The 9,921-nt window shown below is 38.1% G+C and carries 11 protein-coding genes and 1 pseudogene; 6 read left to right on the top strand and 6 right to left on the bottom strand.

Annotated features, from left to right (window positions below):
• Nucleotides 1-425 precede the first annotated feature (425 nt).
• The 3 genes and pseudogenes from NRIC_RS18935 to NRIC_RS19945 form a co-directional block, all read left to right on the top strand.
• Nucleotides 426-671, top strand: a complete 246-nt coding sequence (locus tag NRIC_RS18935; protein ID WP_146624284.1) for a helix-turn-helix transcriptional regulator — start codon at nucleotides 426-428, stop codon at nucleotides 669-671.
• Nucleotides 672-979: 308 nt separating this feature from the next.
• Nucleotides 980-1,201, top strand: coding sequence for a hypothetical protein (locus NRIC_RS18930; protein WP_146624283.1), 222 nt, complete (start codon nucleotides 980-982; stop codon nucleotides 1,199-1,201).
• A gap of 141 nt (nucleotides 1,202-1,342) precedes the next feature.
• Nucleotides 1,343-1,549: pseudogene (locus tag NRIC_RS19945) on the top strand (IS30 family transposase); the annotation flags it as partial.
• Between the two features lie 296 nt (nucleotides 1,550-1,845).
• Here the strand turns inward: NRIC_RS19945 and NRIC_RS18920 are convergent.
• The 3 genes from NRIC_RS18920 to NRIC_RS18910 all read right to left on the bottom strand — a co-directional run bounded on the left by NRIC_RS18920 (nucleotide 1,846) and on the right by NRIC_RS18910 (nucleotide 3,698).
• Nucleotides 1,846-2,478, bottom strand: coding sequence for a pentapeptide repeat-containing protein (locus NRIC_RS18920; protein WP_146624282.1), 633 nt, complete (start codon nucleotides 2,476-2,478; stop codon nucleotides 1,846-1,848).
• A 65-nt stretch (nucleotides 2,479-2,543) separates the two neighbouring features.
• Nucleotides 2,544-2,975, bottom strand: coding sequence for a VOC family protein (locus NRIC_RS18915; protein WP_146624281.1), 432 nt, complete (start codon nucleotides 2,973-2,975; stop codon nucleotides 2,544-2,546).
• Between the two features lie 12 nt (nucleotides 2,976-2,987).
• Nucleotides 2,988-3,698 (bottom strand): DUF2087 domain-containing protein, encoded by a 711-nt coding sequence (locus NRIC_RS18910; RefSeq protein WP_146624280.1) that lies wholly within the window; start codon nucleotides 3,696-3,698, stop codon nucleotides 2,988-2,990.
• 141 nt (nucleotides 3,699-3,839) lie between these two features.
• Here NRIC_RS18910 and NRIC_RS18905 point away from each other — a divergent pair, with 141 nt between their 5' ends.
• Complete coding sequence (locus tag NRIC_RS18905) at nucleotides 3,840-5,261, top strand: cryptochrome/photolyase family protein (protein ID WP_146624285.1); 1,422 nt, start codon at nucleotides 3,840-3,842, stop codon at nucleotides 5,259-5,261.
• A gap of 40 nt (nucleotides 5,262-5,301) precedes the next feature.
• On the opposite strand, the gene NRIC_RS18900 is transcribed toward NRIC_RS18905, so the two are convergent.
• From NRIC_RS18900 to NRIC_RS18890, 3 genes are read right to left on the bottom strand one after another with little or no spacing between them, the layout of a single operon-like run.
• Entirely contained in the window at nucleotides 5,302-5,559 is a 258-nt protein-coding gene (locus tag NRIC_RS18900; RefSeq protein WP_146624279.1) for a TfoX/Sxy family DNA transformation protein, read from the bottom strand.
• On the bottom strand, nucleotides 5,556-5,798 hold the full coding sequence (locus NRIC_RS18895; protein WP_146624278.1) for a zinc ribbon domain-containing protein: 243 nt from the start codon (nucleotides 5,796-5,798) through the stop codon (nucleotides 5,556-5,558). Before NRIC_RS18895 ends, NRIC_RS18900 begins: the two co-directional genes overlap by 4 nt.
• A complete protein-coding gene (locus NRIC_RS18890; protein ID WP_175580164.1) occupies nucleotides 5,799-6,386 on the bottom strand; it encodes a TetR/AcrR family transcriptional regulator in 588 nt (195 codons plus the stop codon).
• Between the two features lie 139 nt (nucleotides 6,387-6,525).
• On the opposite strand from NRIC_RS18890, the gene NRIC_RS18885 reads away from it, so the two are divergent.
• A complete protein-coding gene (locus NRIC_RS18885) occupies nucleotides 6,526-7,479 on the top strand; it encodes an AraC family transcriptional regulator (protein ID WP_175580163.1) in 954 nt (317 codons plus the stop codon).
• A gap of 92 nt (nucleotides 7,480-7,571) precedes the next feature.
• On the top strand, nucleotides 7,572-9,674 hold the full coding sequence (locus NRIC_RS18880) for an LTA synthase family protein (RefSeq protein ID WP_146624275.1): 2,103 nt from the start codon (nucleotides 7,572-7,574) through the stop codon (nucleotides 9,672-9,674).
• Nucleotides 9,675-9,921: the final 247 nt, after the last annotated feature.

The raw sequence follows: 9,921 nt of genomic DNA, 5'->3' as shown, positions 1-9,921 counted from the left end.
GAGGAGTGGATTTCTCCACTCCAAAAAAAGTCTAACTTTTTGGGGTCACTACATTTATTGTGAGTGCTTTTTTAGCATCCGATTTATTTTGCGTGCAGCGAATCCAAAATCGTCGCTGAATAGAGGAGAATGATCAGTCATCAAAAATAATTAGAACGCCATCTGACTTTCTACAGTAATCGTATCTAAAGATTGAGAGCAGTATAATTAATCCAATTGTTTTTACAAACTAGTGGTATTAAGAAAAATGGTTTTTTGTATGAATATTTTGATGGGAACGATATTAAACTGTCGAATACCAGAATAACGTACAACACTCAGCAAATTTCTGTTGGGTGTTTTTGTTATAAAAAATTACCTTTCATATAAGTTTACTTTACTTTTGTACAATTATGGTTTAATCTGATACTAAGAGGTGATCTATTATGAAGAAAACCATCGATGACTCTATTACTAACAAGGTGTATGAATACCGTGTGCTGGCAAGGCTATCTCAACGTGAACTTGCAGAACAGGTTGGTGTCTCAAAACAGACTATTTTTGTAATGGAGAAAGGAAATTACTTACCGTCGCTGCTTTTAGCTTTTCGGATAGCAAATTTCTTTCAAGTTAGTATTAATGACATCTTTGAATATGTAGAGGAAGGGGAGATTAGTCATGAAAATGTTTGATCAATTTCTGATCAATAAGGGGGAAAATTTCTCAACAGGATTGCTCATATTTGCTTGTATAGCAACCGTTATTTTAGTTCTATGTGTCTTCTTGATTATTTTTAAAATGGGGGATGATGAACGTTCTGATTACTTAGCTTATAAGACAGCTACAATAGCCTTACTAGTTAATTGCAGTTTGAATAATTGGTTACTTTTCGGATCAATCCAAAATTGGAAAGTAGTATTATGTCTTAATTTCATGATTTCGTCTTTCTTTGGTTTTTTGTTTATCAGCAGAAACTATTTCAAGGTTTTGAGGTGACTAAATGACTGAATACGAAAAGGATTTTATCATGCGCCAAGCTAAAGATTTAGCTAAAGGATTAGGAAATTTCCTTGAACAAGAATCGATTGATCAAATAATTGATGTTGGGCAGGATTCTTCTATTCAAAATGGACAAAAAGTTCAACTGGATGATTTCGCAAAAAATGATTTAGAACCGTTAGAAAAGAGCGAAAAACGATTAATGGAGGTTAAAGATAGTTAGTTATCTAAGCGAGAACTATTTCAAATGATTGTCGTAACAAAAATTTTAAGCACCTACTTGTGAAATGAAATTAGTCTACTCACAGATATCTTGTTAGTGTTGGATTTGTGAGTAGCAATCTTTGTGATTTAGTAGTAGACAAATCCATGCGTGCCACATGAACGTGGATCTTATGAGAAACATATTGGATTACTCAGAGAATATTTTCCAAAGCCATCTAATTTCAAAAATATTTCTCAAAATAAAATCAATCAAGCAGTTCAAAGTATGAATTTACGTCCACGAAAACTTTTTAAGTGGAAATCACCGCAGCAAAAATTTAATTTGGAGTATTCCAAAGCTTTCTAGAAATCAATCAATCGATCGTGTATGGTTAAAAAGGAATAAAACGAGCGATATTGTATATGTATGAGAATCAGAACAGGATACAACAGAGCAAATCGAGAGCGATCATGATAGTAAAACAATCACGTATTGCACTGAATCCTAACATTGACCTTTTGTACGTAACTTTGTATAATGTATATTATGTAAACTAAAATATAGAAATTTACTTAATAAGATATGACGACACTCCCTATACAACCTTCAAAAAACGTAAAAAAGACTCAAACACTGCCTATGTTTAAGTCTTAATCGTTCAATTACTCGACAATTTTTATTCCCAAACCTGCTGCAATGCTTAACGCTTGTTCCTGGTTTGTGATAAGTCCATTTAATCGATCTGCAGACAACATAATTCGATCGAACACATTATCCGATACATCCAACTCCTTTAAACTCGTATGCATCCAATTACTATTCGTCAAGGAATTCTGTTGTAAAAACAAATGTTTCCAAGTAAGTTCGTAAAACTCGCTGTTTTCCAAATTACAGTCCTGAAATTGCACATGTTTAAAGTTGCAATTGCTGAATGAAGAAAAATCAGCCACACAATTAATAAACCGGCAATCTCGTAAATAACTTTCTGCAAAATTGACTCCTGTTAGCTTGCACTGGTCAAATACAACCTGATGGAAACTTCCAGCGATCCATTCTAAATTAGACAAGTTGCATTTTTCAAAAATGACATTGCTGCAATCAATACGTTCCAATTGTGTGCGCTGCATAGTTACATCTTTCAAATAAGAAGTACGAATCAGTACATTTGCCGCTCTGGCATAACTATAATCATAGTTTTCAGATTTAATGCCTTCTAATGTTACTTCGTCTTCCAAATAAAAATCGTCCACAAGCTTGTTTGGTAAAACTGGTGGAGTTGGTAATTGCCTTTTCATATCTTTTCTCCTAGTAGATCCATTTGCATTTTATGGTACCTTAACTCCTCAACAACAATCAATAGTTATTTCACATTGTAATGAAATACTTCCAATCGTACTTTATTTGGGTCTTCAAAGAAAACAGCATAATATTGAGGAGCGATTTTTTTATAATACTTAGGTTGATTGTGCAGGATCGAGACATCCAATTGCCGAATCTTTTCAAAAAAGTCATCTACTTCTTGCTTAGAATCCGCTTCAAAGGCCATGTGTTGAACGGCCTTAGGTGTTCTCACGTCAATATCTAAACAGGCCAAGTCTTCTTTAGGTGAACAGATTGCAAAATCGAGACTTTCACTCATGTATTCGACAACGGACATATTCGCATGCGGCAGTTCCCCCTTATATTTATTTGAGATGTCCCAGCCTAAAATTGAAAGAAACTGGTCATAAAACCGCTCTGAAGCTGCTAAGTCTTTTACAGTAATATGCAAATGATGAAAACGATAAGGCATTTCTTTTCCTCCTTAATCAATCCGCCAATAGCTTTGCCCATCCTTTGTCCGATTAAGAAATCCGTACTCGATCAAATACCTGCGGACTGTGACAAAATCCTCGAAAAAGAGCTGAATCACTTGATTGACGGCTTTTTCTGAATAGTTTTTCTTTGAATCGAAACTTTCTGCGATTTTTGCCAGTACAATTACTTTGCGCTTTTCTTTACGCGGCAGTGAGATCAATTTCTGATCTTCAGAAAAAAAGGTTGATAAGACTTGCTGCTTTTCTTCCTGTGTTATTTGGTATCGTTCATCGATCATCCTAGCCCCCTTGTGCGGCAACACATAGGATTCATCTTTCAACAAATTCATGATACTCAAAAAAACAGTCGCCTGCCTCTCCTTTTCTCTCAATTTAAACCGATGATTTCTAACAGCTGAAGTCGTTATCCCCAACCGTTGTGCAATGACTGAGTCACTCAATTGCTGAGCAAACAATTCAAGAATTTCCTGTTGCGTCTCAGAAAGTCCACTAATTTTCTTACTTTGGGAAATCAAGGCATACAGTGCTCCGTCATGTTCAGAGTTGATATGTTCCTCCATCGCTTTTTTGGCTGTTGCATTCCTGCCATTCAGTGAGTAGATGTAACCCTCTTCAAAACTTTGTTCACAGTACAAACAGGTATAAACGCCATTTTGATAGTCGTATCCTTGCTGATGAATGTTAATAGTAGATTTCAATGTCTCTCCCCCTCAATGAATATGCTAACATAAAATAATTTTGTTTGCAAATAAGCAAACACTAATAACTAGAGCGTTCTTATTGCCGACATCAATCTTCTTGTGTCATACTAATTTTGTAGAAAGAAAGGAATGAAAATTGTGACATCTATTATGTGGTTCCGACGTGATTTACGTTTAGAAGACAACACTGCCCTTTCTCATGCGTTGAAGGATTCTGAAAAACTGCTGCTGCTTTTTCAGGTAAATCCAGAGCAATTTTTGACGGAAAGTTTAAACCAACAGGCATTCTTTGCAAGTTTGACTGCTTTTCAACAAAACGTAAACCGAAATGCGCATTTGCAAATTCTCTACGGAAATCCTCAAGAGTCGTTTCAAAAAATAAAAGATACGCTCACCGATTGGGACCGAGTTTACTTCAATCAGGATGAACGTGGTTTTGGAAACACGCGAGATCGGGAAATAGAGAAGTTTTTCAAAGAGCAAGGCATCGTCGTTCACTCCTATATGGATCATCATCTTCATGGCGCTAAGGAGATCAAAAACAAACAAGGAAGTTTTTATAAGGTTTTTACGCCTTACTACCAGCAATGGAAAGAAAAGATAAAACCAACACCTGTTGAGACACCCTTCAATCCAAAAATCGTTATCAAGGAAACGCTATTCCCAAAAGATGAACAGCAGCTGGAAGAACTGATTGCTGATCTGCCGGATCAAAATTCGGATTCTATTGGCGAGAAAGCTGCAATCGAACAATTGAATCGTTTTTTAACAGAAGATCTATCGGATTATGAGACGGCCAGGGATTATCCCAATCTAGATAAAACCAGTCGTCTTTCTCGTCATCTACGTACTGGAGAGCTCTCGATTCGCACAGTTTGGCAAGAACTGCAAAAACAAAAGAATTCGATAGCAAAGCAAACGTTTGAAAAGGAGCTTTGCTGGCGAGATTTTTATAATATGATCTATGCAGCAAATCCAGAACAAAAAGAGCAGCCTATTCAAGAGCAATTCCGTTTTATCCGCTGGCAAAATGATCAGGACAACTTTTCGGCTTGGAAAAAGGGTCAGACTGGATTTCCTATCGTAGATGCTGCGATGCGTCAGCTTAACCAGACTGGTTGGATGCATAATCGCTTGCGAATGATCGTTGCTTCATTTTTGACAAAAGATTTATTGATCGATTGGCGTTGGGGAGAACGCTACTTTCAACAAATGTTAATCGATTACGATCCAGCAAGTAATATCGGCGGCTGGCAATGGGCTGCTTCGACTGGAACAGATGCGGTTCCCTATTTTCGGATTTTCAACCCAACAACACAAGCTAAAAAATTTGATCCCTCTGGGGCATTTATCCGCTCGTATCTTCCAGAATTAAGGGAGCTTCCAGAAAAATTGATCCACGAGCCCTACAAAATGAGCGAGGAGGATCAAAGGAATTATGGGATTCAGTTAGGGACAGACTATCCTTTTCAGATCGTTGATCATAAAGAGATGCGAAAGAAAGCGATCTATGCTTATGAGGCCAGTAAGGAATTCGCACGAGAAACATCAGAACTATAAAAAAACGCCTATGCTCACATCAAGGCATAGGCGTTATTGGTTAATCTAGTGATTGATAAAATGTCTTTAGTTGCAGCTTTCTCTCCGGAGAAAGCTGTGTTTTGCGAACATGTTGATACGCTCCCTCGATGCCATAAAGCATGTTCAAACATGCTCCAGCATCTCTTTGCAAACGTATCTTCAAAAAAATTTCTTCTGTCCCCATCATTACCAAGTCCTCATGGCTGTTGATTCCGATGGCTTTTAAATGTTCCGCCAACACTGGACCAACATTAGGCATTGCTGTAAGTTCTGTCATTGGTAATCCCTCCAAGCCGGCAACTCTTTCATCATCGATACAGCGACTTCAGCAGCGGCAGCTTCAGCAATTCCTTGTGTCTTTTGTACAAACACCGTTAAATCTCTTTTTTTCTCAAGATAGCTTTTCATGCTTCCATCCTCTTTGGCACAGTAACGACAATATTCTTTACAGCTATCTCCAGCAGCGAAATCCTCTGCGTTCTCCATCGGCATCCCGCAGGCGATACACTTTTTCATCTAACCATTCCTTTCCTCTGAAAACATCATTGTCAAATATGTTTCAATCAATTCCTCCCCATAGCTTTGAAGCACAGAGTTTTGAGGCGAAAACATCACTTTATTCAATATATAATAGGACAATAGTGCATTCCAGGTGTTGAAATACATGTGAGGTGCCAGCTTCAATTTTGTTTGCTTTTCTATTATTTTGATCATATGAAAGGACAATGTTGAATAGTTTGCGAATAATTTGGCCTGTATGTCATTTGAGAATTGCTGTTGCTCTCGAATCAACTGAGAATAGAATTCTTCCTGCTCTTGTAGAATTTTTAAATGCATTCTCAGGAATGCTTCAATCGTTGCACTGTTTTTCGTCAATTCATCTGTTTTAGAATTCAATTGATCAAAAAAGTCCTGGATCACCGCTTGGATCAAGTGCTCTCGTTTAGGAAAATGCTGAAACAGAGAGCCATGAGAAATACCGGCTTCTTTAGCGATTTTACTTGTAGCAATAGTAAAACCTTGTTCAGCAAATAGTTGTCGCGCCGTGTTAAGAATATTTTGTCGCGTTTCCTTCTTTTGTTTGCTTCGCATCGTTTCAGTCATTTTCGTCGACTCCTTACTCACTGAGTGTGTACTCATTATAATAGCGCGGATTTATTTTGTCAATACTCGAAAGTTGGCATTCAGAGGATAATCAATGCGTCAATTTCATGATATGCTTTACCTATTGGAGGAAGAACGAATGGAGACATGGAAAGAAATTCAAAAAACGATTGATTATATTGAGGAACACCTTGATCAAGCATTGAGGATTCAACCATTGGCGGAATTGGCCCATCTGTCGCCCTTTTACTATCAGCGTTTGTTTGCTAGATTAGTCAAAAGACCTGTGATGGACTATATCAAAATGCGTCGACTAGCACATGCCTGTCAAGATTTATTGAACTCGAATGAACGGATTCTAGACATTGCTTTAAAAAATGGATTTAGCAGTCATGCTCACTTTGCAAGAGTCTTTAAAGCAGCATTTGCTATTACACCAGAGCTTTATCGTAAAGAGCGGCCAGCGTTGAATCAAGTCCTAAAGCCGAATTTGTCTATGCAATATGTTTTGATTGATGAGGGAGTGCCGCTGATTACAAACGAGATGTTCTTAGAGATTTCGTATGACACGCTTGTAAAAGAGGAAACTTATTTAGGGATTCTAGGAAAAATGTCTATAGGTGCAAATATTCCAATTGGTGCAGCTACCGGAATCAATCAAGCGGATCAATTGTGGCAAAGCTTTTACACCTTGAAACCGTCGATTCCGCATCTTCTAGACAAGGGCAGCACTATAGGAGTATCTTTTTTGAAGGATTCGTCACTTGATCCAGAAAAATTAGGGAGTGATCAATCGTTTGATTACTTCGTAGGAATGCAAAGTGATGGTACACCATCAGAGGCCTGGGAGGAATGGCGGATCCCAGCTGGAGAATACATCATTTGCCGGTTTGAAACAGAAAAAAGCGAACCAGAACGCTCCACCGCGATTGCTAAAGCGTTAAGTTATCTGTTGTCCACTTGGATGCCGAAAAAAATGCTGATCTCTGAACCTTACTCCATTGAAAAATATCAGCCGTCTGCAGATGCTGATGTGGAGAAAATAGAAATCTGGGTAGCTCCTCTTCAAAAAAACGAGTTGGAAAATCCTTAAGGATACCCTATGAATGGTTATTTAGTTTGACGCATTATTTCAAAACCGATAAAATGAAACTTGACTGTACTTTGTGAATTAAGGAGCCTGTTATGTCTCATTTAAAAAAATATATCGAATCTTTCAATACACGAATCGGATTTTTCAGCCTGCTGGTGGTCCTGCTGTGGGTTAAAAATATATTTGCCTATATTATGGACTTTCATCTGAGTCTGCAAAGTCCCATGCAATTCTTGATTCTGATTATCAATCCAATCAGTGTCACGATGTTTCTATTAAGTATCGGCTTATTCATTCAGCGAACCAGGGTCTCCTATCTATTTTTGTTTATTGTGTATGTGCTGTTGTCTATATGGCTGTTTTCGAATGCGGTCTATTACCGTGAATTTACTGATTTTATCACGATCAATACTCTGCTTGGAGCCGGTCAGGTCTCTACCGGATTGGGTGAGAGCGCCTTACGCTTGTTTCGTTTTTATGATGTATTTTATATTGTTGACTTTATGATCCTGCCGCTTTTATTTTGGCGAAGATCGATTGTCATGGATACACGTGTGCCAAAACTGCGGCAAGCTACAGCCTTGACGATGTTGTCCGTGCTATTAGGAACCGGTAATCTTTTTTTGGCTGAGATCGATCGCTCTGGTTTATTGAGCCGTCAGTTTTCACGAGAGTATTTAGTAAAATATTTGGGAATCAATGCCTTTACCTTGTACGATGGCTATCAGACTTATCAAAACAACCAAGTCCGTGCGGAAGCCAGTCCAACTGATTTAAAAGAAGCAGTGAACTATGTTGATCAACATTATGCGAAACCTAATGATGAGATGTTTGGTATTGCTAAAGGGAAGAATGTTATTTACATCCACTTAGAGAGCTTCCAACAGTTCTTGATCGATTATCAATTGGCAGACGAAAACGGGACGTCACACACCGTTACTCCCTTTTTGAACAGTCTGTATCATGATCAAAGTACCTACAGCTTTGATAACTTCTTTCATCAAGTAAAAGCTGGGAAAACATCGGATGCTGAGACCCTGTTGGAAAATTCATTGTTTGGCCTTAATCAAGGGGCTTTATTCACTCAATTAGGAGATCAAAACACGTTTGAAGCAGCCCCTTCGATCTTACAACAAAAGGCAGGATACACTTCTGCTGTTTTTCACGGGCATTCAGCAAACTTCTGGAACCGAGATGTTACTTACAAGCATTTCGGCTATGATTACTTTTTTGACTCCACTTATTACGATATCAACGAAGAAAACTCGTTTCAATATGGGATGCATGACAAACCCTTTCTAAACCAATCCGTTCAATATCTGGAGCATCTGCAGCAGCCTTTTTATGCGAAAATGATCACGGTGTCGAATCATTATCCTTATTCACGCTTTAATAATGATGAAGATGGGTTCCCTGTCGCAAACACGAAGGATGAGACAATCAATGGGTATTTCGCTACAGCAAATTATCTGGACACAGCATTGGAAGAATTCTTTTCTTATTTAAAGGCAAGTGGACTGTATGATGATTCAATTTTTGTGTTGTACGGCGATCATTACGGTATTTCAAATACTCGCAACAAAGAGCTGGCACCATTATTAGGAACTCCTTCTGAAGAATGGACGGATTACGATAATGCCCAAATGCAGCGTGTTCCTTTCATGATCCACATTCCAGGAGTGACCAATGGTAAAATCGACCACACCTATGGCGGTCAAGTCGATGTCTTGCCTACTCTACTTCATTTATTAGGAATTTCAAGTAAAAATTATATTCAATTAGGGCAAGACCTGTTCTCACCAGAACATCAGCAAGTCGTTGCCTTTCGCGACGGTGATTTTGTTACACCCGATTATACGTTTTATAGCGGGAAAATGTATGATAATCAAACAGGATTGCCGATTGAGGAACCGAATTTGGAACAGCAGCGGATCTTTAAGGAACTAAATCTGGCTGTTGATGAACAATTGATTACCTCAGATAAAATCAATAATGGCAATTTGCTGCGTTTCTACCAAAAGAGCGGTTTAGAGCCAGTCGATCCTAAGCAATTTGATTACCATAATCAGTTGGAGCGTCTATTACAAATCGAAAAGAATAAGGGATCTGGCTCCACCAGTTTATATAGTCAAAATGGCCAGGAGTCAACGACTTCCTTGTACAAAACGCATAGTTTTTTAGAGTACCACGAATAACCATCGAAAATGACTCGAACAATCATCAGTAATACAAATGATTGTTCGAGTCATTTTTTTTGGTTTCTACATAAGTTTTAAAAAAGAAGAACGTGATTTGTCATGTCGAAAAATAAGTTTACATAATCATATACTTGTGTATTAATTACCTTTTTCATCACTGGTCTCGTGAAAAGTGAATTAGCGGTCATATAAATCATAACCACCCGTGAAAACGGGTGGTTTGCTCTTCGGCTGGAAGCCTCTC

Origin of the sequence: Enterococcus florum, assembly GCF_004309355.1 — a bacterium.
In the GTDB taxonomy this organism is placed as follows: Bacteria; Bacillota; Bacilli; order Lactobacillales; family Enterococcaceae; genus Enterococcus_A; species Enterococcus_A florum.
Note: the sequence above shows the minus strand (reverse complement) of the source record. Positions and strands in the feature narration are given on the sequence as shown.

What these genes read in the sequence shown, in the direction of transcription:
- NRIC_RS18935 (WP_146624284.1), top strand. Translation starts at nt 426, where the DNA reads ATGAAGAAAACCATCGATGACTCTATTACTAACAAGGTGTATGAATAC.
- NRIC_RS18930 (WP_146624283.1), top strand. Translation starts at nt 980, where the DNA reads ATGACTGAATACGAAAAGGATTTTATCATGCGCCAAGCTAAAGATTTA.
- NRIC_RS18920 (WP_146624282.1), bottom strand. Translation starts at nt 2,478, where the DNA reads ATGAAAAGGCAATTACCAACTCCACCAGTTTTACCAAACAAGCTTGTG.
- NRIC_RS18915 (WP_146624281.1), bottom strand. Translation starts at nt 2,975, where the DNA reads ATGCCTTATCGTTTTCATCATTTGCATATTACTGTAAAAGACTTAGCA.
- NRIC_RS18900 (WP_146624279.1), bottom strand. Translation starts at nt 5,559, where the DNA reads ATGACAGAACTTACAGCAATGCCTAATGTTGGTCCAGTGTTGGCGGAA.
- NRIC_RS18895 (WP_146624278.1), bottom strand. Translation starts at nt 5,798, where the DNA reads ATGAAAAAGTGTATCGCCTGCGGGATGCCGATGGAGAACGCAGAGGAT.
- NRIC_RS18890 (WP_175580164.1), bottom strand. Translation starts at nt 6,386, where the DNA reads ATGACTGAAACGATGCGAAGCAAACAAAAGAAGGAAACGCGACAAAAT.
- NRIC_RS18885 (WP_175580163.1), top strand. Translation starts at nt 6,526, where the DNA reads ATGGAGACATGGAAAGAAATTCAAAAAACGATTGATTATATTGAGGAA.
- NRIC_RS18880 (WP_146624275.1), top strand. Translation starts at nt 7,572, where the DNA reads ATGTCTCATTTAAAAAAATATATCGAATCTTTCAATACACGAATCGGA.